Below are 22,332 nucleotides of genomic sequence, written 5' to 3'. Positions count from 1 at the left end.
GGACTCCGTCCGGGTGGACCCCCACCCGCAAGCGACCGGCCCCGCCGGCCCCGGTTTCCCGCCGGCGCCGCCCGGACCCGACAGTGGAGAACCTCTGATGACGAACCCGGCCGAGAGACTGGTCGATCTGCTCGATCTGGAGCAGATCGAGGTCAACATCTTCCGCGGCGCCAGCCCCCAGGAGTCCCTCCAGCGGGTCTTCGGCGGGCAGGTCGCCGGCCAGGCGCTGGTGGCCGCCGGCCGCACCACCGAGAGCGACCGCCCGGTCCACTCACTGCACGCGTACTTCCTGCGCCCAGGCATCCCGGGCGTGCCGATCGTGTACCAGGTGGAGCGGGTGCGCGACGGGCGGTCCTTCACCACGCGCCGCGTCACCGCGGTCCAGCAGGGCAAGACGATCTTCAATCTCACCGCCTCCTTCCATCATCCGGAGCAGGGCAGCATCGAGCACCAGCTGCCTCCCCGACTCGACTTCCCCCACCCGGACACGCTCCCGAAGGTCGCGGACGAGATCCGCGAGCACTTGGGCGCGCTGCCCGAGGCACTGGAACGGATGGCCCGCCGCCAGCCGTTCGACATCCGGTACACGGACCGGCTCCGCTGGACTCCCGAGGAGCTCAAGGACGCCGATCCGCGCAGCGCGGTGTGGATGCGCGCGGTCGGCCCGCTGGGCGACGACCCGCTGGTGCACACCTGCGCCCTCACCTACGCCAGTGACATGACCCTCCTCGACGCCGTGCGCATCCCCGTGGAACCCCTGTGGGGCATGCGCGGCTTCGATATGGCGTCGCTGGACCACGCCATGTGGTTCCACCGCCCGTTCCGCGCGGACGAGTGGTTCCTGTACGACCAGGAGTCGCCGATCGCCCACGGCGGCCGGGGCCTGGCCCGTGGCCGTATCTACGACCTGGAGGGCAGGCTGCTGGTCTCCGTGGTCCAGGAAGGCCTCTTCCGCCCGTACGCCGAGAACGCGGCCAAGCCGCCCGTGTCCCCGCAGTAGTCCGCCCCCTTCCGGCAGCCCGCCCCGTCCCCGAGGAGCTGAGCACACCCATGCCCACCCCGGCCCTCCCCTGCCCCTGCGGGCTGCCCGCCGCCTACCCGGAGTGCTGCGGCCGCTTCCACTCCGGTGCGCAGCAGGCGCCCACCGCCGAGCTGCTGATGCGCTCCCGCTTCAGTGCGTTCGCCGTCGGCGACACCGCCTATCTGCTGCGCTCCTGGCACTCGAGCACCCGGCCCGCCCGGCTCGACCTGGATCCCGACCAGCGCTGGGAGCGCCTCGAGATCCTCGGCGCCGAGCGCGGCGGGATGTTCGAGACGGAGGGCTCGGTGGAGTTCCGGGCGTACTACCGCGAGGGCCGGCACGCCGGTTCCCTGCACGAGGACAGCGCCTTCACCCGTGAGGCCGGGGCCTGGGTCTACGTCGGCCCGCTCTCCCCCGTCGACTTCGACTGATCGCGCGCCCCGGTCAGCGCGAAGTCCAGGCTGGTGCGGTACCAGTGGATCTCGTCCGGCGGCTGCGCCCGTAACAGCCGGAGCGCCACGGCCGCGGCGGCCGGGATCTGCGGGTGCCCGTACGGCGGGGGCGGTGCGAGGGCGGCGAGCACGATCCGGTCCGCCGGGTCGGGCACGGCCTCGCGCAGTTCGTCCTCCGGCAGTACGGAGGCCAGGACCGCAGCCCGCTCCCAGGGGTCGGCGGTTCGTCTCAGCAGCAGCCCCACATGCCGCGCGCGCCACTTCCGCGGTCGCAGGTCCGCCTTGGCCGCCATCAGCTCCCGGTCCGCCGGGGGCGCGCTCCCGCGCAGCATCCCCGCCTCCCGGGCGGCGAACTCCCGCAGCTCCGCGGCCAGATAGAGCCAGACCACCACCCGGTAGCGGTTGATCCGGTAGCCGACCGGGGTGATGTGCCCGCAGCGCGCGAGCCGGGTGAACCGGCCGGGGCTGGTCCACAGCACACCGCCCGCTGCCTGGGCTCCGGCCACGGTCTCGACCCGCTCGCGCAGCGCGCCCGGAAACCCGTCCGCCGAGCGGATCCGGTCCAGCTCCGCCCGCGTGTACCGCGCGGCCCCGCCCGGCGCCGGCGGTCCGGCGCGCACGATGCCCAGCTGGACGGCACGGGCGAACTCGGTCCGGGTCAAGCCCAGTTCCCCGGCGGCCCGGGCGCCGCCCACCGCCGCATCCGGCAGCGCAGCCGCCCGTACCACCACCGGCCCGTGCGCCCGTACCTCCGGCAGGGCCGGCGCCCCTGCATCCGGCAGCACGCGCCCCGACTGCGTCGCGACCTTCATGACGGTCCTCCCCCACGAGTAGCGATTACTCTGCGTAAAGACCGTAACTCAGCGCTACGACACCCCGCGAGGCCTGTGGACAACTCCCGAAAGCCCGAACGGCATCACCCCCCGGTGATCCGCCGCTCCGTCACGCCCAAGTGCTCTCCCACCCGGTTGACCAGCAGCGTCATCTCGTACGCGACCTGACCGATGTCGGCCTCGGCGGCGCTGAGCACGCACAGCGAGCTTCCCGCGCCCGCCGCCATGACGAACAGGACGCCGTCGTCGTACTCGACCATCGTCTGCCGTACCTCGCCGGCGCGGAAATGCCGGCCCGATCCCTTCGCCAGGCTCTGCAGCCCCGCCGCCACCGCCGCCAGGTGCTCCGCGTCCTCCCGCGCCAGCCCCGCGCTCGCACCCGTCACCAGGCCGTCGTTGGACAGCACCACCGCATGCCTGACCTGCTGGACCCTGCGCGTCAGGTCGTCGAGCAGCCAGTCCAGCTGCTTGTCCAGTGCCATTTCGAGCCCCTCCCCGTTGACGCCGCCGGCCCGGCTGCGCCCCACCCCTCGTAGTAAGTGCACGCCAGCCTTCCCCACCAGCGCCTTTCGGGCAAGGAGGATGTCCCCATGGCGAAGAAGATGACTCAAGAGGAATGGCGGGCATTCGTCTCGTACGGGACCCGCACCGGAAAGCTGTCCACCGTCCGCGAGGACGGCAGTCCGCACATTGCACCCATCTGGTTCGTTCTCGACGGCGATTCCTTCGTGTTCAACACCGGCAAGGACACGGTCAAGGGCCGCAACCTGCTCCGCGACGGACGGGTCGCGCTCTGCGTGGACGCCGAACGTCCGCCGTTCTCCTACGTCACCCTCCAGGGACGCGCCGAGATCAGCGAGGACTTGGAGGAGATGCTCCCCTGGGCGACGCGGATCAGCGCCCGTTACATGGGCCAGGAGAGCGCCGAGGCCTTCGGCCTCCGCAATGCCGTCCCCGGCGAACTCCTCGTCCGCGTCACCATCGACAAGGTGATCACCGCTGCCGGCATCACCCACTGAGGCGGGCACCGCCCCGCCCACCGCAGGTCCGCCTCACACGGAATCGGCCTGCGGCTCCACCGAGTCGAGCAGCCGGGCGGTGTGCACCCGCCCTGCGTACTCGACCAGCCTGATCAGTACCTCCTTCCCCGAATCCTTGTCCCGCGCATCGCACAGCACCACCGGCGTCCCCGACTCCAGGTCCAGTGCCCGCGAGACCTCGTGCGCCCCGTACCGCCGCGCGTCCGTGAAGCAGTTGACGGCCACCACGAACGGGATGCGCCGGTGCTCGAAGTAGTCCACCGCCGGGAAGCAGTCCTCCAGCCGGCGGGTGTCCGCGAGCACCACGGCGCCGAGGGCTCCCTGCGAGAGCTCGTCCCACAGGAACCAGAACCGGTCCTGCCCCGGTGTCCCGAACAGGTAGAGCGACAGCCCGGACCGGATGGTGATCCGCCCGAAGTCCATGGCCACGGTCGTGGTCGTCTTCTGCGCCACCCCGCCCGTGTCGTCGACCAGTTCGCCCGCCTGGCTGAGCAGTTCCTCCGTCCGCAGCGGCCGGATCTCGCTGACCGCGCCGACCAGCGTGGTCTTGCCGACCCCGAACCCGCCCGCCACGAGTATCTTCAGCGCGAGCGCGGCCAGTTCCCCGTCGGCCTCCGGATCCTCGTCCGGGCCGGGCACCGGGGCCGGTCCGCCGGGTCCGTCGTGGTGTTGTCCCATCACAGCGCTCGCAATCCCTCGATGACTTCACGCAAAATCCGCTCGTCCGGCAGCCGGGCCGGCGGCACCGGCCGGCTGACCTTGACGTGCCCGCCCTCCAGCAGGTCCCCGAGCAGCACCCGCACCACGCCCACGGGCAGGTCCGCGTCCGCGGCGAGCTCCGCCACCGACTGGGTCTCGGACCGGCAGAGCCCGAGCAGTGCCCGGTGTTCGGGGCCGAGCAGCGACTCGGCCGCCGCATCCGTGCCCGCAGCGCCCTCGTTGTCCATGACGACCAGCGCGATCAGGTCGAACCGGACCCCGTGCGGTCCCGGCTTCGTACGCCCGCCGGTCATGGCGTATGGGCGCACGAGCGGGCCCGCGTCGGCGTCGTACCACTGGCCGTTCATGTACCGGACCGCCGCTCTCAGCCTGCGGCCGGCGGCTGCGCCGCGAACCGGGGCGGGGTGTACAGGTGCTCCCCGACCCGCTTCACGAGCCGGGCCATCTCGTAGGCGATCAGCCCGATGTCGGCGCTCGCCGCGCTGAGGACGGCGAGGCAGGAACCGTCCCCGGCGGCCGCGACGAAGAGGAACCCCTCGTCCATCTCCACCATCGTCTGGCGCACGCCCCCGACGTGGAAATGCCGGCCCGCGCCCTTCGCCAGACTGTGGAACCCGGAGGCCACGGCGGCCAGGTGCTCCGCGTCCTCCCGGCTCAGCGCACTGGACGCGCCCACCGCCAGGCCGTCGTTGGACAGGACCACGGCATGCCGGACCTCGCGGACCCGGACCACCAGGTCGTCCAGCAGCCAGTCCAGTTCGCCGGACCTGCGGACGCCGTCGAGATCGAATCTCTGGTGCTCGATCATCACACTTCTCCTTCACTGCCTGCGTGGGCGCCGGTCTCCCGGGCGCCGGTCTCCTGGGCCCCGCGGACCCAGCCGGCCCGGTAGGCCGCCATCCGGTCGCGGGCCTGCTCCGGGCTGCGCCCCGGCGCTTCCTCGGACGGGCGCGCCCCGGCCGGGGCCTTCGGGACGGGGGTCTCGCGCAGCTGCGGCACGAGGCTGGCCTGGCGTACCCGGCGCGGCAGTTCGGTGACCGGGGCGTCGGGCACGGAGGCGGAGCCTCCGGCGCGCCGCGGGGCCGGAGCGGGTGGAGGCGCCGGGGCCGGGGCGGAATCCGAAGCCGGCGCCGGAACCGGTGCGGCCTGCGTACGGGTTCCCGGGCCCCCGGAACCCCGCGGCCGCAGCGAGGCCACCGGGGCCGGGCGCGGCTCCTCCCGTACGGGGCCGCGGTCCGGGAGCGGGATGCCGCGCCCGTCCTCCCGTATCGCCGAGCGCCGGGCGTCCTCCCGTACGACGGTGATCGCGGGCGGCGGCGGTGCCGGCTCCTGCCGATCCACCGGGGCCTCGACCAGCTGGTCGTGGTCCGGGGCCGCAGCCGGCGGCGGGCCGGTCTCGATGGCGCCCTGGAGCAGGGAGTTCGGCAGGAGCACCACGGCGGTGGTGCCCCCGTACGGTGACGTGCGCAGGTGCACCCGCACACCGTGGCGGGCCGCGAGTCGGCTGACCACGAAGAGCCCGAGCCGGTCGCTGTCGAACAGGTCGAGGGCCTCGGACTGTTCGATGCGCCGGTTGGCCTCGTGGAGGGTCTCGCGACCCATGCCGAGCCCGCGGTCCTCGACCTCCAGGACGTAACCGGCGCCGACGGGCTCGCCACTGACGCGGACCTTGGTGTGGGGCGGGGAGAACTGGGTGGCGTTCTCGATGAGTTCGGCGAGCAGGTGCGTGAGGTCGGCGACGGCGCCACCGGCCACGGCGGCCTCGGCCAGCTGGCGGACCTCGACGCGCGGGTAGTCCTCGATCTCGGAGACGGCGGCCCGTACGACGTTGGTCAGCGCGACCGGCATCCGCCAGGCGCGCCCGGGAGCGGCGCCCGACAGGATGATCAGGCTCTCGGCGTGCCTGCGCATCCGCGTCGTGAGGTGGTCGAGGCGGAAGAGGTCGCCGAGTTCGCCGGGGTCGTCGGCGCGCCGCTCCATCGAGTCGAGCAGCGTGAGCTGCTTGTGCACGAGGACCTGGCTGCGGCGGGCGAGGTTGACGAAGACGCCGCTCACCCCGCTGGCGAGCTCGGCCCGCTCGACGGCAGCGCTGAGGGCTGCCCGGTGGACGGTGGCGAGCGCCTCGCCGACCTGGGTGATCTCGTCGTCGGCGGGCGGTGGGGGCGGGATCTCGGCGTCGACGTCGATGTCCTGGCCGGCCCGCAGCCGGTCCATGGCGTGCGGGAGCTTGCGGTGGGCGATCTCCAGGGCGGTGTTGCGCAGCGAGACGAGTTCCACGACGAGGGCGCGGCCGATGCGGACGGAGATGACGAGGGAGGCGGCGACGGCCGCGAGGCCCAGCAGCACGGCGGCTCCGGCAGGGCTGAGCCCGGCCTGGGCGAGTGGGTCGGTGCGGTCGGCGGATGCGGTGTGCGCGGCGGCCCCGATCTCGCGCAGGGAGGTGCTGATGCTCGAGTACGCGGCGTCCCAGCCGGCCGGCGCGCCGCGGGCCGCGTCCTTGGCCGACCCACCGGCCGACCCACCGGCCGACCCACCGGCCGACCCACCGGCCGTCCCGGTGCCCGTGGCCGTCCCCGTGGCGAGCGCCCGGTCCTCGGCAGCGGTGAGCTCGGCGTAGGCGGCGCTCTTGGCCACGGACTGCCAGGCGGCCTGCTGGGCGGCGGGCAGGTCGACGGCGGAACTCGCGGTGAGGGCGCGGCGGGTCTCGACGACGCCGGTGAGGCGCCGGAGCGTTTCGGCGGTGCGCGGGCCGGGCGCGGCGATCAGGGCGTCCTCGCGGGAGAGGAGTTCCCCGGCGCGGGCGAATTCGAGCAGGACGCGCGCATCGGGGCCGAGTTCGGCCTTCCGGCCGCCGGAGAGGGCGCCGTCGACGGAGAGGGCGCTGTCCACCACGCGGGTGTACGTCTCGTACGCCGCGTCCTGGGTCGCTCGCCGGTCCGCGATGTCCTTGCGGGTGGAGCCGAGGGCCTCCGCCGCGGCCACGAAGGCCCCGACCCGGACGACGACTTCGGTGCGGTGGTCGCCGGACTCGGCGACGGTGTGCCGGTCGCCGAGCCGCAGCCGCGCGACGGCGGCGTCGGTACGCCGCGACTGCTGCTCCAGGGCGGCGCCCTGGTCGGCGGCGGGGTCGGCCAGGTAGCGGACGGCGGCGCGGCGTTCGGCCTGGAGCTCGGTGACGGCGGCCGCGACGGGGGTGCGTATCTGCTCGTCGACCCGCTGGACGCGACTGAGCCGGGCGATGTCCTGGGCGGTGCTCACGGTTGCGAAGCCCCAGAGGGCGAGCAGGGAGACGACCGGGACCATCAGCAGCGACACGATCTTCGCGCGGACGGTGGCGGGGCGCAGCCGCAGCCGCGGCCGGCGGGATCCGCCGGCGGCTTCGGCGGCCGCCGGACCGGGGCGGCCGGTCCGCGGGTCCTGCTGCGCCGCAGGCTCCTCGGCGGGCGGTCCGGCGTGGGCCCGGCGGCCGCGCGCCGGGGGCGCGGGCAGCTGCGGCGCCGCTGCTTCCGGTGGTCTGCGGGGTGTGCGCATGGGCTCCTCGTTCGGGGTGCGGTCCAGCGGGGTCGAGTCGGGGAGTCGGGCCGGACCGGACACCGGACCGGGCCCGGTCACAAGCGGGCGGGCCGATCAGGCCCGGCCCGGCGGCTCAGCGGGCCGGCGCGGCCGGCGCCGCCGGCCCGGGCGCCTGCCCGCCCAGGTGCCGGGCGGCCGAGGCGGAGGCGGCGCGCTCGTCGGCGGTCGGGGAGAGCGCGACGAACGCGGAGGTGATGAAGAGGTACGAGCCGAGCCCGACCGCGAGCGGGAAGATGAACTGCATCGCGGTGGCGCCCGGCAGGGCGTGGTCCGAGGGGACGACGCGGACGGCGACCGCCATCATCCCGGTGTAGTGCATGCTGCTGACGGCGGCGCCCATGACGAGCGAGGCGACGGCGACGGCGGCCGGCGCTTTGATGTTGAGCGCGGCCCACAGCGCGGCGGTGGCCGCGACGACGGCGATGGCGACGGAAAGCCCGACCGTGAGCGGGTCGTACGAGATGCTGCCGTGCAGGCGCAGGGCGGCCATGCCGAGGTAGTGCATGCTGGCGACGCCGAGGCCGGTGGTGAGCCCGCCGAGGACCAGGGCGCGGCCGCGTTCCTTGCCGTAGCCGACGGCGAAGACGCCGGCGCCCACGACGATCATGGCGACGAGCAGGCTGAGGATGGTCAGCGGCACGTTGTAGTGGATCTCGGTGCCGGTGACGTTGAAGCCGAGCATCGCGACGAAGTGCATCGTCCAGATGCCGGTGCCGATGGCGGAGGCCGCGGTGAGGAGCCAGTTGCGGCGGGAGGACCCGGTCGTCGCGGCGAGTGCGCGGACGGTGCAGCGCAGCCCGAGGGCGGCGCCGATCGATGCCATCACATATGACAGTACGGGTGTCAGCCAGCCATAGGCCGCGTGGTCGAGGTGTCCCATGGCCCCGGGACGCTAGTCCGGGTGAGGGCACGAACACGGGGCGCATTTCGAAAGCAGCTGGAACTGCTGGAATATGACAGAGCTACGTTCATCTTCGATCACGCCACGTGCCACCTTGCGCACGCACCGCGCGGAGCCCCATGAGGGATCATGTCCACATGAGCGAAGACCACACACACGTGCAGGAGTTCTTCGGGGCACGCGCCGCCGACTGGGACCGGAAGTTCCCGGACGACGGGCCCGCGTTCACGACCGCCGTGGCCGAGTTCGGCCTGCGCCCCGGGGACCGCGTGCTCGACGCGGGCTGCGGGACCGGGCGGGCGCTCTCGGCGCTGCGCGCCGCCGTCGGCCCCGCCGGCACCGTGCTCGGCGCGGACCTGACCCTGCAGATGCTGGCCGCCGCGCGGCAGGCCGGCCGGGGCGCGCAGGGCGCGCTGCTGCTCGCGGACGTGGCCCGGCTGCCGCTGCGCGACGGGGTGCTGGACGCCGTCTTCGCCGCCGGGCTGATCGCGCACCTGCCCGACCCGGAGGCGAACCTGCGCGAGCTCGCCCGCGTCGTCCGCCCCGGCGGCCGGCTCGCCCTGTTCCACCCGATCGGGCGAGCGGCCCTCGCGGCGCGGCAGGGCCGCGAGCTGACGCCGGACGACCTGCGGGCCGAGCACAACCTCGGCCCGCTGCTGGCCGGTTCGGGCTGGGAGATGACCTCGTACGCCGACGAGGACGCCCGCTTCCTGGCGCTCGCGCTGCGCCGCGCCTGACCGGCACACCCCTCACACACGTCTCGTACGTCGGCACCTCGCCCGGGGTCCGCGGAGGCGCCCCGGATCAGGCCGGAGGCTGGGCATCGGCCCCGGCCGGCCGGCGGGGATGCGGCACGGGGCATCCCCCCGAGCCGGGCACGGGAAACGTGCCGAGCTCGCCCACGTCGTAGCCGTGGGGGTAGCCCTTGATCTCCGGGTTCTGCCGGGCGTAGTGCGGGGCCTTGCGCGGCGGCAGCAGCCGGACGGCGCGGCCGCGCAGCTTCAGGGCACCCCGGAACAGCGCCTTGACCTGCGGGCGGGGGCTCTCGTAGCGGAAAGCCGACAGCAGCGGCTCGTCGAGGAGCGAGAGGCTCAGTGCGCGCACGGCGGGGGCGAGCGGCGCCGGGTACCAGGAGGCCATCAGGCCGATGGTGGAGTCGGCGACCTTGCGGCCGCCCTCGTCCCAGCCGAAGTGGGCCTCTTCGTAGGCGTTCAGGGTCTCCTCGAACTCCTCGTAGGAGCCCGGGATGTCCGTGATGCCCATGTGCCGGCCGAGTTCGGCGTAGTAGTTCGCGCTGGCCCGGCGCTCGTGGTGGGTCATCGGGCGCCAGCCGTAGGCGTCCAGCCAGCGCACCGGAATCACCACGAAAGTGCACAGGACGTACCGCATGTCCTCGTTGCCGATGTCGTAGGCGCGGTGCATCTGGTTGACGCGGCGGATCGCGGTTCGCGCGGTCTCGCTCTCGAATCCGTGCTCCACGACGGCGTCGAGGAGCAGCGCGGTGTCGTCGTAGCGTTTCTGCGGGCGGTCGGTGAACTCGGCGGTCTCGGCCAGCAGGCGGCCGATGCTCGGCACGGCGTAGGTGCGGAAGAGGGCGAGCTCCAGCGCGCGGGTGAAGTCCCAGGGGAATTCGTAGGTGGCGGTGAGCCGGTAGATGGTGAGGAAGTCCTTGTCGGGGTCGAGACGGAGGATCTCCCTCAGCCGGTCGTAACGCTGCACCGGGTGTCCCTTTCTGTGGCGGGGTCCCAACTCTACGTGCAGGTAGCGGGCTTGGAAATCGTCGCCCGCAGGCTCTCGACGCGGGGGTTACCCGCTGGTTAGGGTGCGCCGACGAGAGAGCGACGGGGAGGCCACGTGTCCGACGAGGAGGAGGGCGGTTCCCTCTACGTGCTGACCGCCGTGCTGCTGACCCCCGCGCAGTTTCCGAGCATCCTGGGCGATGATTTCCCGGAGGCCTGCGCGCTGCTGGGCGTGAAGCCCGTGGCACGGGGGTACGGGCTGGTGCTGGGCCAGGACGAGGAGGGCGCGCGCTGGACCGTCGTCGTGGACGACGTCTCGCTCGTGGCCATGGCGATCGCCTCCTGGGACTGCGGCATGGAGTACGACCTGTCGCCGGACGAGCGCACGATCGTGGTCTCCCTGGCGGGCTGGCCGCTGGACCTGTCGGTGGCGACTCCGGGGATCCCGGATCCGCACGATCCGGAGCAGGGCGCCGACGGCACCGGGCGGGTGCCGCTGGCACCGCCCTCCGCCGAGGCGTGGGGACCGGTGCAGCGGCGCATGGGCGCGGACCAGATCGCCCGGGAGTGGTCCGACTGGCGCGAGCGCGTCGCGACGGACGGCGGGGCGGCGGCCGCGGCGCACCCCGGGCTCGCGCGGGCGCTCAAGGAGGCCGTGGAGTACGTGCAGAGCCCGCCTCCGCCCGGACGGGTGCGGTCCTCCTTCGCGGGCGAGGGGGCGCGGACCCTGAGGGTGGACGGGCCCGGCTGGTCGCTGGTGGCCCGGACGGACGACGCGGCCTTCGTGCTGCTGGACGACGAGGCGGGCGAGGTGCTGGCGGTCCCCCGCGACGGGGATCCCGATCTCGGTCTGCCGAAACTGCCGGAGCTGCTGGCGGCGCTGGACCGCATCGCCGTACGCCCGGTCTGAACCCGAGGGAGACGCTGTGCTGGTGGAGTCGGAGCCGGTGGCCGTGGTGGTGGGCGGCCGCGCGGAGGTCGTCGACGACGACTGGGGCCGGGAGACGGCCGTGATCCGCCTGGACGGCCGCCGGTTCGGCCCGGACGCCCTGTACGGGCTGGCGGAGTTCTCGCACCTCGAGGTGGTCTACCACTTCGACCGCGTCCCGGTGGAGAAGATCGAGACGGGCGCGCGGCACCCCCGGGGCAACCCGGACTGGCCGCTGGTCGGCATCTTCGCCCAGCGCGGCAAGAACAGGCCGAACCGGCTGGGTGTCTCCCGGTGCCGGATCCTGAAGGTGGACGGCTTGGACGTGCACGTGGAGGGCCTGGACGCGGTGGACGGCACCCCGGTGCTCGACCTGAAGCCCTACCTGGCCGAATTCGGGCCCCGCGGAGACCTCCGCCAGCCGGACTGGGCCACGGCGCTGATGCGGGACTACTACTGATCCGGGCCCGCCACGACGTGGCGGGCCCGGACGCCCCGCCCGGGCCCGGCCCGCTGGGCCGATCCCGGGTACGTACCTACGGGGTACGGACGGTGTTCGGCGCACGCGGCCGCGCCCGCTCAGCGGCCGAGCTGCCTCCTGGACACACCCCGCAGACGACGCCGCTGGGAGGAGTCCAGCAGCAGGTAGGCGGCCGCCGGCACCCCGATCAGGACCAGCAGCCCGGCCCAGAACCCGACCGTCCAGAACAACACGATGGCTGCCACGACTCCGGCAACCGCGACCTTGCCGCGCTTGGACATCTGCGGACACCTCCACCTGTCGTCGTCCACTACCCCCTCAACGCACCACCGCGACCCCGCGTTCCCACCCCCGGGCTCCTGACGAAGACGCCGTACGTACGGCCCCCGCCCGAGGCCTCCCCCGTCCGGGCCCGGTCCCGCCGGCCGGCGGCCACCGTGCGCGACCGGCTCGCCACGGACCTGGCCGCCCGGGCCGGGGGCTTCGGCCCGGGTCCGCCCGGCAGGCCCTGGCGGCGTTTCGGCGGTGCGTGGCCGACGTGGTGCTTGTCGGGGCCCGGGGCCGGGACGACGATGGGGCGTTCCGGGTAGCGCGGCACCACGGGAGGGTGACATGGACGATCCGTCGGTGGCGCTGCCGGGCGGGACCGATCCCGCCGAGCGCACGCGCGTACTGCGGCGGGCGCACACCGCGTTCACGCAGGACGGGCGGGTCGAGGCTCCGGTCCGGGCGGTGATCGCGAACTCCTGGCGGCGGTGCGCCAGGGCCCGGATCGGCCCGGAGTGCGCGCCCCGGGTGGACCTGGCGGAGGCGGAGCTGCGGTCGTACCGGGCGCAGCACCCGCTGGCCCGGGTGATGCCGGTGTTCCGGGACCTCGTGGGGGCCTTCGCGGCGCACGGGGCCCATCTGCTGGCGGTGTGCGACGCGCGGGGCAGTCTGCTGTGGGTGGAGGGCGAGACGGCCACGCTGCGCCGGGCCGAGGGCCTCGGCTTCGTACCGGGCGCCCGCTGGGCCGAAACGGCGATGGGGACCAACGCACCGGGCACGGCGGTTGCCGTCGGAGAGCCGGTCCAGGTCTTCGGCGCCGAGCACTTCAGCCACCGGGTCCACCCCTGGACGTGTGCGGCGGCCCCGGTGCACGACCCCCGTACCGGCCGGCTGCTCGGCGCGGTGGACATCACCGGCGGCGACGGCCTGGCCCATCCGCACTCCCTCGCCTTCGTGCAGGCCGTCGCCCGGGCCGCAGAGGCCCAGCTGGCGCTGCTCGACCCGTTCCCGCAGGCCGCCGGGGACACCCTCGGCGCCCTCGGCCGGGACGAGGCCCTGCTGGTCGGCGGTGACGGTACGAGGATCCGCCTGGGGCGGCGGCACAGCGAGATCATGGCGCTCCTCGCGCACCACCCCGAGGGGCTGTCGGGCGAGGAGCTGGCGATCGCGCTGTACGAGGACGAGTCGGTGTCACCGGTGACCCTGCGCGCCGAAATGTCACGGCTGCGCGGGCTGTTGGGGGGCCGCGCCCCGCTCTCGCGGCCCTACCGGACGGCGGCGCCGCTGGAGGCGGACTTCAGCGTCGTGAGCCGTCAGCTGGCGGCCGGCGCCGTGTCGGCCGCGCTCCACCACTACGCGGGCCCGCTGCTCCCCGGCTCGACCGCGCCGGGCATCGTCCGGCTGCGGCGCCGGATCGAGGACCAGGCACGGGCCGCCGTGATCGCCCGGGCGGACGTGGGGCTCCTGACCGACTGGGTGTGCGCCCCGTGGGGCGCGGACGATCCGGCGGTGTGGCGGTCCCTGGCCGCAACCCTGCCGCCGGAGGGCCGCACGGCCGCGCTGGCCCGCGTACGGGCCCTCGACAGCGAACTCGGCACCGGGGGACCCGGCCGAGGCTCAGGCGCCGGCGCCGAACCACCTACCGTACGCCGGGAGCCGACGCGGCCGGGCCGTGCAACGTATCCGCAACCTGCCCGCTCCTAGCCTCCTCCCGAGCGCTGTCCGACGGCGGCCGGCGCCCGGCAAGGGGAGGACACCATGGCCCGTTACGCTGCGCCCGGCACCGAAGGCGCGCTCATGTCGTACGCGTCGCGCTACGCCCACTTCATCGGCGGCGAGTACGTCGAGCCCGCCCGCGGCCAGTACTTCGCCAACCCCTCCCCCGTCACCGGCCAGACCTTCACCGAGGTCGCGCGCGGCACGGCCGAGGACGTGGAGCGGGCCCTCGATGCGGCGCACGCGGCGGCGCCCGCCTGGGGGCGCACCTCGGTCACCGAGCGGTCCACGATCCTGCTGCGGATCGCGGACCGGATGGAGCAGAACCTGGAGGCCCTGGCGGTCGCCGAGACCTGGGAGAACGGCAAGCCGGTCCGGGAGACCCTGGCCGCCGACATGCCGCTGGCCATCGACCAGTTCCGCTATTTCGCGGGTGCGCTGCGCGCTCAGGAGGGCGCGCTGAGCCAGCTCGACGACGACACCGTCGCCTACCACTTCCACGAGCCGCTGGGTGTGGTCGGGCAGATCATCCCGTGGAACTTCCCGATCCTGATGGCGGTGTGGAAGCTGGCTCCGGCGCTGGCGGCGGGGAACACCGTGGTGCTGAAGCCGGCCGAGCAGACCCCGGCCTCGGTGCACTACTGGCTGAGCCTGGTGGCGGACCTGCTGCCGCCGGGCGTGGTGAACATCGTCAACGGCTTCGGCGAGGAGGCGGGCAAGCCGCTGGCGTCCAGCCCGCGCGTGGCGAAGATCGCGTTCACCGGGGAGACGTCCACGGGGCGGCTGATCATGCAGTACGCGGCGGAGCACCTCAAGCCGGTCACCCTCGAACTCGGCGGCAAGAGCCCGAACCTCTTCTTCGACGACATCTGGACCACCGACGACGACCTGCGCGACAAGGCCCTGGAGGGGTTCAGCATGTTCGCCCTCAACCAGGGCGAGGTGTGCACGAGCCCCTCGCGCGCCCTGATCGAGCGGGGCCGCTACGGCGACTTCCTCGACGCGGCGGTCGCGCGCACCGAACTGATCGTGCCCGGACACCCGTTGGACACGGAGACGATGATCGGCGCGCAGGCCTCCGAGGAGCAGCTGCGCAAGGTCCTCTCGTACGTGGAGATCGGCCAGCAGGAAGGCGCGAAGGTCCTCACCGGTGGCCGGCGGATCGACCACGGCGGCGACCTGGCGGGCGGCTTCTACATGGAGCCGACCATCTTCGAGGGCGACAACCGGATGCGGATCTTCCAGGAGGAGATCTTCGGCCCGGTGGTGTCGGTGACGTCCTTCCAGGACTTCGACGACGCCGTCCGGATCGCCAACGACACGGCGTACGGCTTGGGCGCCGGCGTCTGGACCCGCGACATCAACACGGCGTACCGGGCGGGCCGCGCGATCCAGGCCGGCCGCGTCTGGACGAACTGCTACCACGCCTACCCGGCGCACGCAGCCTTCGGCGGCTACAAGCAGTCGGGCATCGGCCGCGAGACCCACAAGATGATGCTGGAGCACTACCAGCAGACGAAGAACCTCCTGGTCTCGTACTCGCCGAAGCGTCTCGGCTTCTTCTAGAGGCACGAGAAAAGGCGCCTGACCTGGGCTTTTGCCCGTCAGGCGCCTTCGGCTCGACTCGCTCGACGCGAGATGCGATTTACTCTGTTCCTCCCAGTTCCTCCCACCCCTATCCCGCTCCTGACCAGCGCTTCCGGACCAGTCACGGATCAAACCGGTCTCACCCCGTAGGTCCCGCGCCCTGGCTGACGCGGTTCCACTCCTCCATCGATTGCTCGATGAGACGGTTGGCCTGCTCCTGCACACCGTCCAGGAACATGGCGTAGTGCTTGAACAGGACATGGATGGTGTGCCCGGCCCGCCGTGCACACTCAGCGGGGGGTCAACCCCGGAGTGCAGCCAGAACGAGATCCCGGCATGCCGGAGGTCGTAGGGCCGCTTGGCCAGACCCATGGCGAGTTCCGTCCGGGTCAGGACGTACTTCCTTGCCCTCGACCACGTGATGCCGTACGCCCCGGCCTCTACGTAGTTGCCCGCCTGATTCCGGCACAGCCGCCCGTCCGGGGCAACACCGAAACGGTCGATGTGCGCGCGAAGCACGCTAACGAAGTGGGGCGGGATGGGCACAGGGCGCGTCGCCGTAGCGGCACGGCGCTTGAGCGAGTGCACTTCGTACACCTCGCCGTCGTCCGTCCAATCCTTGCCCGCGGCGACGACACCGCCGGACAGGTTGAGCAGCCCCCATCCCGTCTTGGGCAGGTGGCATTGCTCGATGCGGAGGTGAATCACCTCCGCCGGCCTCATCGCGGCGTAGTACATGCAACCGAAGAACGCCTCGAGGCGAGGGCCGCGCCCGCGCTGCTGCCCAACTGCGGCCAGCAGCCGTGCCACCTGGAGGGGGTTGGGCACGGCGGCCGGGTCCACCTCGTCGTTGACAGTCGGCGCGTTCCACCTGATCCCGTTCAGGGGGTTGTCAGCGAAGTACCCTTACTCCACCACCGTGTTCAAGGCCTCGTTGAACGCTGCCCGCTTCCGCCGCGCGGTCTTCGCTGAAGCCGGCTTGCCGTCGAGCTTGCGAGACAGCGCGTCCAGCGCGCGCCGCAATACATCCACCTCCGCCAGGGAGCTGACGGGGAGGGAATTGTGTTTGATCCAGTCGAGTGCGTGCTGCCAGTCATCGGCAGGCTCTTGCTCCCAGGCATTCTTGTTGAAGGCCCACGAGTACAGAGCCCGTCGCAGGACGCGTGGCTCCGCATACGTTGCACCTGGCCGCATCAACGCGGGGGTGATGGTGGCTAACGCATCAGCGAGCGTGCGGCGCGTATTGCCCGGCGTGCGCGCCCATCGATCGTCAATGTATTCATGGGCCAGGTCGTACCATGTCGTTCTCTGCTTCAGGGTCCGCAACTCGGATGCCGGAAGCCCCGTCTCCTCGTCAAACGGCTGCCCGTCCCGGGCTGCGGTCATCAGCTTGGAACGTCGACTGTCCGCGAGACCGACAGTCATGAACGATTCAGACTTTTCGAGCCCGCTGACCGTCCAGCGGCGGACCATAAACGGCTTTCGCCGCCCGGCACGCTCGCGTATTTCCCAGAAGCGGACGTTGTAACTCAGCGCCAAGTGTCAGAATCCTTCTCACAAGCATCCCACCAGGCGTCCAGATCGGAACGACGGCACCTGAGTTCGCCGTTTGGCAGTTTGGTCATCCGGGGCGCTTGCCCTCGCGCGCGCATACGGTAGAACGCCGACGGACTCATGCGGATCTCCGCCAGAACCTCCGCAAGCTTCAAGGCAGGCGGTGACTCCGATTCCGGAGCAGGCTGCTCCATGTTCCCGTGTCTTGCGAATCAGACGCACCCTGACGTCTGGCACCGCGCCTCCTGCGTTCCCGCTTTCAGGGGGCCATCCACGGGACACGGCAGCGGTGGGAGACCTTCCCCTCCGGGCACAGGGCCGCGATCACCGCCTTGCGGAGGGCTCTACGCCTCCGAAGGGAACACACCAAGCGGACACGCAACTCGATCGGCTGCCGAGCGCCACTGGTCCGGGCGGGATGTTCCACGGCCCACTGCTGCGCCAGGAAGTCGTACGCATCGGCGGGTGACGTCTCGCTCACACCGACGATCCGGGCGCCGCGAGAGCCCACGGCGTCCTCGACAAGCGTTTTGACCCAGGCCAGCCCCTCCACATCCGCGTACAAGCCGAACGTGAGGTCGCGCGTCCTCATGCCGCCGCCCCTGTGAACCAGGAGTGAACCGGCGCGAGGGTCGATGAGGGGGGCCATCCGTTTGCCGTCGCCAGGAGCTGCCAGTAGCGCTCCACGAGCGGGTCGGTGTTCGTGCGCAGGCGGGCGAGGAGCCAGCGGCCCAGATCGCTCTCCTCGGCACGCTCGAACGTCTGGGCGTAGAGCTCTCCCAGTGGGTCGGCCGGGGATGCGTCCGCGGTGGAGGCCGGAAACAGCCCGGTAGACACAGCCTCGTTGATCCGTTCGCGCATCGCCAGGTTGAGGGACTCTTGCAGCGCGATGCCGCCCCTCCGGGAGAGCTCTTCCGCTTGGTCCTCGGCTGTCCGCCGGATCGCACCACGGAAGTCCGCTGTCTGGCAGAGTTCGGCAAGTCCCACCCAGGCATCGACCTGCTCGGGCGTGGGACTTTCGGGTAGTTCAGGCAGAACGGATTGCATCAGGCTCACGAACTCGGCATTGGTGTGAAGGCCCGTGAAGGCTTCGTCGATGAAGTCGGCCACGAGTCGATGGCGTTCGGTCCGGGAGAGTGTGGCAAGTCGGTGCACGAGGTCCATCTCCAGAGGAGTAGGGCGGCCGCGCCCGGCGGCCGCTCGAAGAAGGGCGCGGCGCAGGCTCAAGGTACGGATCTGCACGTCCAAGGCGTCGGCGTGAGCTTGCATGACCTCCGACAGGGAAGCCTCCCGGTCCAGCACCTTGCGCACCGTGGCCAGGTCGAGCCCCAGTTCGCGCAGTGTGCGGGCCAGCTCGAGGCGGGTAAGCGCGTCCGGACCGTAGAACCGGTAGCCCGCCGGGCTCCGGTCAGTCGGCGGGACAATGCCCCGGTCGGAGTAGTACCGGATCGTCTTCACCGTCAGTCCGGTCCGGCGGGACAACTCCCCGATGGAATATTGCGTGTCGCTGCGCATACCCCCAGCCTTTCGTCTCCCCCTACGGGAGACTCAACCGGGGCGGACACAACAGGGTTTATGCCGCCGTCTTGGATCACCACGGCTGCTTGCACCTTGTCGCACTTCATTCCGTCCCCATCTTCTTCGGGACCGCCGGGTGACCCAGAGGAAGCACCTTCCTGGCGGGTGCGCGAGGCCGACTGCAGCACTCTGGTGCGTTGTCGGAACGCCCCGTATATGCCCAGTACGGGAAACGCCCCTCCGCATTGCGATGCCCCGCAGCAGACGCCGTGCGCTGATCCACCACGGTTACGGGACAGCCCATTAGGTGGCAGCCGCCCTGCCCCCCATCCGTGGGGCGGACGGGGTACTCCTCGGGTTCGAGTCACAACTGTCCCCACGCACCCCGCGCGAGATTCAAGCACGGGACGTGACGGCCCGACGGGCGGGCGTGCTGGACGCCTGGCAGACGGACAGCCAGGACATGGCGCGGGACACGACGGTTCCGCGGTTGCGTACCGACCGCATTTGTGGCGATATTCAAGGCCTCTGCCGTCGTACTCGGCGCCGATGGTGGGCAGGGCTCCGTTGACGTCCCAGGACGAGGTGCGGAGCACTGTGCTGCCCTTGGCAGCCGTGACGCGATAGCCGTCGGAGTCACAGGCGAAGCCGTGACGGTTCGGGCACGTCATCCCGGCCCTCGTTGTCGGCGGGTCGCGTGCGGTGCAGGTCGTCGAGCCTCCAGCCGGTGCCCAGGCCGCCCACAGCGCCCCGCTGCCTTGCTTGGGACACGAGTCGGCGGCATCCGCTGAACTGCAGCCGTACCTCTGGTCACGCGCTATCGGCCGACCCGTGGCCCGGCGGGTGCCGGTTCGGCGAGAGCGAGGCCGGTCCGGTCGAGCGGGCGCACTCGGTGGGAGTCTGACCGTAGTGCTTCTTGAAGGCTCGGGTGAAGTGACTGCCGTCCGCGAACTGCCAGTGTGCGGCGAGTTCCGAAATGCTCAGGCGACCTGACGGCGAGACAAGGGCGAGCCGGGCCTCATGCAGTCGCCGGTGGCGGATGTAGGTGCTCACCTGCTCTCCCACCGCGGCGAATGCCCGGTGCAGCGTGCGGACGGAGACGTTGAGTTCACGCGCAAGCATCGCCGGAGAAAGTTCGGGATCAGCGAGCCGACGGTCCGCGAGGTCCTTGGCCGCCTGGGTGAGCGCGGGAGCCAACCGGGGCTCTACGTCGTCGAACCGGCCCTTCACCACCGCCTTGGTCAGCTCGATCAGGGTACCTTGGGCAGCTGCCACACCGGCCGGGCCGAGGTCGGCCACGGTCATGTGGATCATGTCTGCAAGGGCCGTCAGCAAGCGCACCTCGGCCGAGTCCGCCGGCCCGGTGACGACCCGGTTCCCGAGCAGGGGTTTGAGCTCGCCGGGGGGCAGGACGAGGAACTTCGCCGTGAGGTGCGCCGTCGTCTCGAAGGCCGTCAGGCGCCCGAGGTGCCGGACGAGGAACTGCCCGGCCGACACGGTCTGGTCGCCGTAGCCGGACGGGCCGCCCAGAGTCCATGCGCCGCTCCGCACGACGTACATGGCAACCAGATCCTGATCGCCGCCCGGGACGTCCGCGGTCCGGGTTGCCGACGCGGCGTGGAGATCGGCGATCGCCGCGCCATGCACCTTGGCAACCTTGCCCTTGACCCGGAAGTCACCGATCGTGTCCGGGCTGAAGGCCGGCAGTTGGAAGACATCGTCGCCGACCTGCGTCTGCCACCCGCGCCGGAAGACGTCGAGTCCCCGCGGTGCGGAATCCGGGGCGGTCGAGTCCACTGCGAACACCCCGCGCGCGCCGTCGACCTCCGCTCCAGTACCGTGCATCCCTCTGCGATCCTCTCGTCTTCATCGCTTCAACGCCGTCCTGTGGTGGTCGTGTTCCGCAGGACGCCGCCATGACCCATGTGGACACCGTGCCAATCTTCCTATAGACGGCTCGCATTGCAGCGGCCGGGAGGCAGAGCTGATGTTTCCGATTCGGCGAGATGAACGACGCGACCCCTGACGATCAGGTCGCAGCCTGATCGTCAGGGGTCGCACTCGCGCTCGGTCCTCCCTCATGGGCTCGTGCCGGGGACGTCTTCGCCGCCTCGGTCGGACCTTTCGCCGGAGGTAACGGTTAGTGGCCGGCACGGAGTTCGCCGTGTGGGCCGATGGCGTCGGCCACGCCCACGCAGGTGCTGCCCCGGAGGCACCGAGTAGTGCACAGCCCCGGTGTCGACGGAACGGACCGTGAGCGCGACCTGGTAGTTGCCCGGGTAGGTCACTCACCGAGCCGCAGCCGAATCCGGGCGTCTTCCGGCCTGCGGGCCATGCCGATCGGCCTGCCAAGCCGTGTCGACCAAGATCATCCTGTCGCGGTCGTGTCCCACCGGGAACCCATCCGTGCCGGTGCCGGCTCCGGTCACCTGCAGGTTGCGCGGCTCGACGGTCAGCGGGCGATCGACATCGCGAAGGGGGTGAATCCGATGGACCGGATGACGTGCGGTACGAACAGTATCGCGGCCTCCGTGGCGCGAGCGGTCTGGATCCCGCCGAGGTCGGTGATCCATTCCTTGCGCCAGCCGAGGTCGATGAGCAGTTCAAGGACGGTCCGCTTGGCCTCCGGTTCCTCGCCGGAGAGGAAGGCGGTTGGCGTCTGGGTGAGCGTGGCCGGGGCGGTCATCACCGGGAAGAGCATGGTGTTGAGCGTCTTGACGACGTGCGTTTCGGGGAGCGCTGCCTGGAGTTGCTCGGCGAGGCTTGAACCGGGGTAGATCAGGGCGGCGGGCAGTCCGTCCGGTCCGTCGACGGTGGCGTTGGAGACGTCCACGAGGATCTTGCCGTGCAGCTCTTCGCGCAGGGCGGCGAGACGTTCCAGGGAGCCGGCGCCCGGGGTGGCGTTGATGACGATCCGGGCCGCCCGGGCGGCATCGGCGGCGGCGCCCGGCGCGCGGTCCGCGACGGTCACCTCGTGCCCTGCCAGGGTGAGGGCTTTCGCCAGGTTGCCGCCGACGCGGCCGTTTCCGAGAACTGCGATCGTGGTCATGATGTTCTGGTCCTTGCGTTGGGTGCGGGTTGTGGTGTGCGGGGTCAGCGGGAGAGCGTGGCGACGGCTTCGGCGTGGACGCCGGGCGCGGCGGCCAGGAAGCTCTCGCTCTGCGGGGTCCAGGGGCGGCCCTCGGCGTCGGAGATCTGTCCGCCGGCCTCGGTGACGAGCAGCGCGCCGGGCAGCAGGTCCGCTCGGGCGCCGGCGAACTGCCAGAAGGCGTCGATGCGGCCGGCGGCCACGTTCGTGAGGTGCAGGGTCGCGGGCACGGCGGTGCGGACGACGAGCGCGTCGAAGAGCATCGCGGTGATCGAGGAGCCGACGCGCCGTACGACCTTCTCGTCCTCGTCCGGCCGGGCCTGGCTGGTGGCCACGATGCTCAGGCCGAGGTCCGCGGTCGGGGAGACGCGCAGCGGCCGGCCGTCGAGGTAGGCGCCGGCGCCGGTGAGCGCGGTGTAGGTCTCGCCGGTCAGCGGCAGGTGGACCGCGGTGAGCACCGGCTGGTTCTCACGCACGAGGGTCGCGGTCACCGCCCACTCCGGCAGCGCGTGCAGGTGGTTGACGTTGCCTTCGGCCGGGTCCACGACCCACCACTCGCCGGGCGGCAGCGCCCCGCCGTCCAGCTCGTCCTCCACCCAGCCGGCCTCCGGGCGCAGGCTCGTGAGGCAGGGGCGCAGGATGTCCAGGGCCGTGTCGTCGTTGACGGCGAGCGCACGCATCAGCTCGTCACGGGTCTCGTAACGGACCACATCGCCGAAACGCTCGCGCAGCGCCGCACCGGCGGCGCGCACGGCGGTCGCGGTGCGGTCGAGCAGGTCGGCGTCGGAGGTGACGGCGTCAGTGGTCTGAAGCGTTTCGGACATGGTGGTGCTCCTGTCTGAGGAGGGGTGATGAGGCCGGTCGGGGTCGCGTTCGACGGACGACGGACGACGGACGACGGGGGGATGAAGCGC

Annotated in this window: 24 protein-coding genes; 8 read left to right on the top strand and 16 right to left on the bottom strand. The window is 72.0% G+C overall.

Annotated elements, in window-relative coordinates; all coding sequences use genetic code 11:
* Window positions 1-97: 97 nt before the first annotated feature.
* Together AB5J51_RS33295 and AB5J51_RS33290 are read left to right on the top strand one after the other, a co-directional pair.
* Window positions 98-1,000: an acyl-CoA thioesterase II gene (locus AB5J51_RS33295; RefSeq protein WP_030296766.1), complete on the top strand. Its 903-nt coding sequence runs from the start codon at window positions 98-100 to the stop codon at window positions 998-1,000.
* Between the two features lie 50 nt (window positions 1,001-1,050).
* Entirely contained in the window at window positions 1,051-1,452 is a 402-nt protein-coding gene (locus AB5J51_RS33290) for a YchJ family protein (RefSeq protein WP_053790776.1), read from the top strand.
* Here AB5J51_RS33290 and AB5J51_RS33285 read toward each other — a convergent pair.
* Together AB5J51_RS33285 and AB5J51_RS33280 are read right to left on the bottom strand one after the other, a co-directional pair.
* Window positions 1,416-2,285, bottom strand: coding sequence for a DUF6397 family protein (locus AB5J51_RS33285; RefSeq protein ID WP_369779316.1), 870 nt, complete (start codon window positions 2,283-2,285; stop codon window positions 1,416-1,418). The two genes, AB5J51_RS33290 and AB5J51_RS33285, sit on opposite strands and share 37 nt — an antisense overlap.
* Before the next feature lie 104 nt (window positions 2,286-2,389).
* The gene (locus AB5J51_RS33280) at window positions 2,390-2,788 is read right to left on the bottom strand and encodes a roadblock/LC7 domain-containing protein (RefSeq protein WP_053790837.1); all 399 of its coding nucleotides are present in this window, start codon (window positions 2,786-2,788) and stop codon (window positions 2,390-2,392) included.
* A 108-nt stretch (window positions 2,789-2,896) separates the two neighbouring features.
* On the opposite strand from AB5J51_RS33280, the gene AB5J51_RS33275 reads away from it, so the two are divergent.
* Window positions 2,897-3,325 (top strand): PPOX class F420-dependent oxidoreductase, encoded by a 429-nt coding sequence (locus tag AB5J51_RS33275; protein ID WP_369779315.1) that lies wholly within the window; start codon window positions 2,897-2,899, stop codon window positions 3,323-3,325.
* 33 nt (window positions 3,326-3,358) lie between these two features.
* Here the strand turns inward: AB5J51_RS33275 and AB5J51_RS33270 are convergent, their stop codons facing one another.
* The 5 genes from AB5J51_RS33270 to AB5J51_RS33250 all read right to left on the bottom strand — a co-directional run bounded on the left by AB5J51_RS33270 (window position 3,359) and on the right by AB5J51_RS33250 (window position 8,519).
* Window positions 3,359-4,027 carry an ATP/GTP-binding protein gene (locus AB5J51_RS33270; protein WP_369779314.1) on the bottom strand — a complete coding sequence of 223 codons (669 nt, stop codon included), beginning with the start codon at window positions 4,025-4,027 and terminating at the stop codon, window positions 3,359-3,361.
* On the bottom strand, window positions 4,024-4,413 hold the full coding sequence (locus AB5J51_RS33265) for a DUF742 domain-containing protein (RefSeq protein ID WP_053790779.1): 390 nt from the start codon (window positions 4,411-4,413) through the stop codon (window positions 4,024-4,026). The genes AB5J51_RS33270 and AB5J51_RS33265 overlap by 4 nt, the downstream gene beginning before the upstream one ends.
* A 17-nt stretch (window positions 4,414-4,430) precedes the next feature.
* On the bottom strand, window positions 4,431-4,874 hold the full coding sequence (locus tag AB5J51_RS33260; RefSeq protein ID WP_053790780.1) for a roadblock/LC7 domain-containing protein: 444 nt from the start codon (window positions 4,872-4,874) through the stop codon (window positions 4,431-4,433).
* Window positions 4,874-7,597, bottom strand: coding sequence for a nitrate- and nitrite sensing domain-containing protein (locus AB5J51_RS33255; protein ID WP_369779313.1), 2,724 nt, complete (start codon window positions 7,595-7,597; stop codon window positions 4,874-4,876). Before AB5J51_RS33255 ends, AB5J51_RS33260 begins: the two co-directional genes overlap by 1 nt.
* A gap of 115 nt (window positions 7,598-7,712) precedes the next feature.
* Entirely contained in the window at window positions 7,713-8,519 is an 807-nt protein-coding gene (locus AB5J51_RS33250) for an MHYT domain-containing protein (protein ID WP_136222328.1), read from the bottom strand.
* 158 nt (window positions 8,520-8,677) lie between these two features.
* Between AB5J51_RS33250 and AB5J51_RS33245 the strand changes: the two genes are divergently transcribed.
* Window positions 8,678-9,277 carry a class I SAM-dependent methyltransferase gene (locus AB5J51_RS33245; protein WP_369779312.1) on the top strand — a complete coding sequence of 200 codons (600 nt, stop codon included), beginning with the start codon at window positions 8,678-8,680 and terminating at the stop codon, window positions 9,275-9,277.
* Window positions 9,278-9,344: 67 nt separating this feature from the next.
* Here AB5J51_RS33245 and AB5J51_RS33240 read toward each other — a convergent pair whose 3' ends face one another.
* Window positions 9,345-10,259 carry an oxygenase MpaB family protein gene (locus AB5J51_RS33240; protein WP_133898753.1) on the bottom strand — a complete coding sequence of 305 codons (915 nt, stop codon included), beginning with the start codon at window positions 10,257-10,259 and terminating at the stop codon, window positions 9,345-9,347.
* 135 nt (window positions 10,260-10,394) lie between these two features.
* Here AB5J51_RS33240 and AB5J51_RS33235 point away from each other — a divergent pair, with 135 nt between their 5' ends.
* Window positions 10,395-11,189 carry a hypothetical protein gene (locus AB5J51_RS33235; protein ID WP_053790785.1) on the top strand — a complete coding sequence of 265 codons (795 nt, stop codon included), beginning with the start codon at window positions 10,395-10,397 and terminating at the stop codon, window positions 11,187-11,189.
* Between the two features lie 22 nt (window positions 11,190-11,211).
* The gene (locus tag AB5J51_RS33230) at window positions 11,212-11,667 is read left to right on the top strand and encodes an SAM-dependent methyltransferase (RefSeq protein WP_133898751.1); all 456 of its coding nucleotides are present in this window, start codon (window positions 11,212-11,214) and stop codon (window positions 11,665-11,667) included.
* 119 nt (window positions 11,668-11,786) lie between these two features.
* Here the strand turns inward: AB5J51_RS33230 and AB5J51_RS33225 are convergent, their stop codons facing one another.
* A complete protein-coding gene (locus AB5J51_RS33225; RefSeq protein WP_053790786.1) occupies window positions 11,787-11,969 on the bottom strand; it encodes a hypothetical protein in 183 nt (60 codons plus the stop codon).
* Window positions 11,970-12,300: 331 nt separating this feature from the next.
* Between AB5J51_RS33225 and AB5J51_RS33220 the strand changes: the two genes are divergently transcribed.
* Both AB5J51_RS33220 and AB5J51_RS33215 read left to right on the top strand, forming a co-directional pair.
* Window positions 12,301-13,659: a GAF domain-containing protein gene (locus AB5J51_RS33220; protein ID WP_369779310.1), complete on the top strand. Its 1,359-nt coding sequence runs from the start codon at window positions 12,301-12,303 to the stop codon at window positions 13,657-13,659.
* 54 nt (window positions 13,660-13,713) lie between these two features.
* On the top strand, window positions 13,714-15,237 hold the full coding sequence (locus AB5J51_RS33215; RefSeq protein ID WP_369779309.1) for an aldehyde dehydrogenase family protein: 1,524 nt from the start codon (window positions 13,714-13,716) through the stop codon (window positions 15,235-15,237).
* Between the two features lie 927 nt (window positions 15,238-16,164).
* Here the strand turns inward: AB5J51_RS33215 and AB5J51_RS33210 are convergent.
* From AB5J51_RS33210 to AB5J51_RS33180, 7 genes are all read right to left on the bottom strand, one after another.
* The gene (locus AB5J51_RS33210) at window positions 16,165-16,797 is read right to left on the bottom strand and encodes a hypothetical protein (RefSeq protein WP_369779308.1); all 633 of its coding nucleotides are present in this window, start codon (window positions 16,795-16,797) and stop codon (window positions 16,165-16,167) included.
* Complete coding sequence (locus tag AB5J51_RS33205) at window positions 16,788-17,006, bottom strand: helix-turn-helix transcriptional regulator (protein ID WP_369779307.1); 219 nt, start codon at window positions 17,004-17,006, stop codon at window positions 16,788-16,790. Before AB5J51_RS33205 ends, AB5J51_RS33210 begins: the two co-directional genes overlap by 10 nt.
* Before the next feature lie 65 nt (window positions 17,007-17,071).
* Window positions 17,072-17,404: a hypothetical protein gene (locus AB5J51_RS33200; RefSeq protein WP_136222342.1), complete on the bottom strand. Its 333-nt coding sequence runs from the start codon at window positions 17,402-17,404 to the stop codon at window positions 17,072-17,074.
* Window positions 17,401-18,327 (bottom strand): MerR family transcriptional regulator, encoded by a 927-nt coding sequence (locus tag AB5J51_RS33195; RefSeq protein ID WP_369779306.1) that lies wholly within the window; start codon window positions 18,325-18,327, stop codon window positions 17,401-17,403. Before AB5J51_RS33195 ends, AB5J51_RS33200 begins: the two co-directional genes overlap by 4 nt.
* Window positions 18,328-19,140: 813 nt before the next feature.
* Window positions 19,141-20,127, bottom strand: coding sequence for a helix-turn-helix domain-containing protein (locus tag AB5J51_RS33190; RefSeq protein WP_030296791.1), 987 nt, complete (start codon window positions 20,125-20,127; stop codon window positions 19,141-19,143).
* Window positions 20,128-20,782: 655 nt separating this feature from the next.
* On the bottom strand, window positions 20,783-21,379 hold the full coding sequence (locus AB5J51_RS33185; RefSeq protein ID WP_369779305.1) for an NADPH-dependent F420 reductase: 597 nt from the start codon (window positions 21,377-21,379) through the stop codon (window positions 20,783-20,785).
* Window positions 21,380-21,423: 44 nt separating this feature from the next.
* Window positions 21,424-22,242 (bottom strand): inositol monophosphatase, encoded by an 819-nt coding sequence (locus tag AB5J51_RS33180; RefSeq protein ID WP_369779304.1) that lies wholly within the window; start codon window positions 22,240-22,242, stop codon window positions 21,424-21,426.
* Between the last annotated feature and the right edge of the window lie 90 nt (window positions 22,243-22,332).

The sequence above is a fragment of the Streptomyces sp. R33 genome (genome assembly GCF_041200175.1).
Taxonomy (GTDB): Bacteria; Actinomycetota; Actinomycetes; order Streptomycetales; family Streptomycetaceae; genus Streptomyces; species Streptomyces katrae_B.
The sequence above is the reverse complement of the archived record's forward strand: the minus strand, read 5'-3'. Positions and strand labels throughout refer to the sequence as shown.

Coding starts and splice junctions, on each gene's coding strand:
- AB5J51_RS33295 (WP_030296766.1), top strand. CDS start 98: ATGACGAACCCGGCCGAGAGACTGGTCGATCTGCTCGATCTGGAGCAG.
- AB5J51_RS33290 (WP_053790776.1), top strand. CDS start 1,051: ATGCCCACCCCGGCCCTCCCCTGCCCCTGCGGGCTGCCCGCCGCCTAC.
- AB5J51_RS33285 (WP_369779316.1), bottom strand. CDS start 2,285: ATGAAGGTCGCGACGCAGTCGGGGCGCGTGCTGCCGGATGCAGGGGCG.
- AB5J51_RS33280 (WP_053790837.1), bottom strand. CDS start 2,788: ATGGCACTGGACAAGCAGCTGGACTGGCTGCTCGACGACCTGACGCGC.
- AB5J51_RS33275 (WP_369779315.1), top strand. CDS start 2,897: ATGGCGAAGAAGATGACTCAAGAGGAATGGCGGGCATTCGTCTCGTAC.
- AB5J51_RS33265 (WP_053790779.1), bottom strand. CDS start 4,413: ATGAACGGCCAGTGGTACGACGCCGACGCGGGCCCGCTCGTGCGCCCA.
- AB5J51_RS33260 (WP_053790780.1), bottom strand. CDS start 4,874: ATGATCGAGCACCAGAGATTCGATCTCGACGGCGTCCGCAGGTCCGGC.
- AB5J51_RS33255 (WP_369779313.1), bottom strand. CDS start 7,597: ATGCGCACACCCCGCAGACCACCGGAAGCAGCGGCGCCGCAGCTGCCC.
- AB5J51_RS33250 (WP_136222328.1), bottom strand. CDS start 8,519: ATGGGACACCTCGACCACGCGGCCTATGGCTGGCTGACACCCGTACTG.
- AB5J51_RS33245 (WP_369779312.1), top strand. CDS start 8,678: ATGAGCGAAGACCACACACACGTGCAGGAGTTCTTCGGGGCACGCGCC.
- AB5J51_RS33225 (WP_053790786.1), bottom strand. CDS start 11,969: ATGTCCAAGCGCGGCAAGGTCGCGGTTGCCGGAGTCGTGGCAGCCATC.
- AB5J51_RS33220 (WP_369779310.1), top strand. CDS start 12,301: ATGGACGATCCGTCGGTGGCGCTGCCGGGCGGGACCGATCCCGCCGAG.
- AB5J51_RS33215 (WP_369779309.1), top strand. CDS start 13,714: ATGGCCCGTTACGCTGCGCCCGGCACCGAAGGCGCGCTCATGTCGTAC.
- AB5J51_RS33205 (WP_369779307.1), bottom strand. CDS start 17,006: ATGGAGCAGCCTGCTCCGGAATCGGAGTCACCGCCTGCCTTGAAGCTT.
- AB5J51_RS33200 (WP_136222342.1), bottom strand. CDS start 17,404: ATGAGGACGCGCGACCTCACGTTCGGCTTGTACGCGGATGTGGAGGGG.
- AB5J51_RS33195 (WP_369779306.1), bottom strand. CDS start 18,327: ATGCGCAGCGACACGCAATATTCCATCGGGGAGTTGTCCCGCCGGACC.
- AB5J51_RS33185 (WP_369779305.1), bottom strand. CDS start 21,379: ATGACCACGATCGCAGTTCTCGGAAACGGCCGCGTCGGCGGCAACCTG.
- AB5J51_RS33180 (WP_369779304.1), bottom strand. CDS start 22,242: ATGTCCGAAACGCTTCAGACCACTGACGCCGTCACCTCCGACGCCGAC.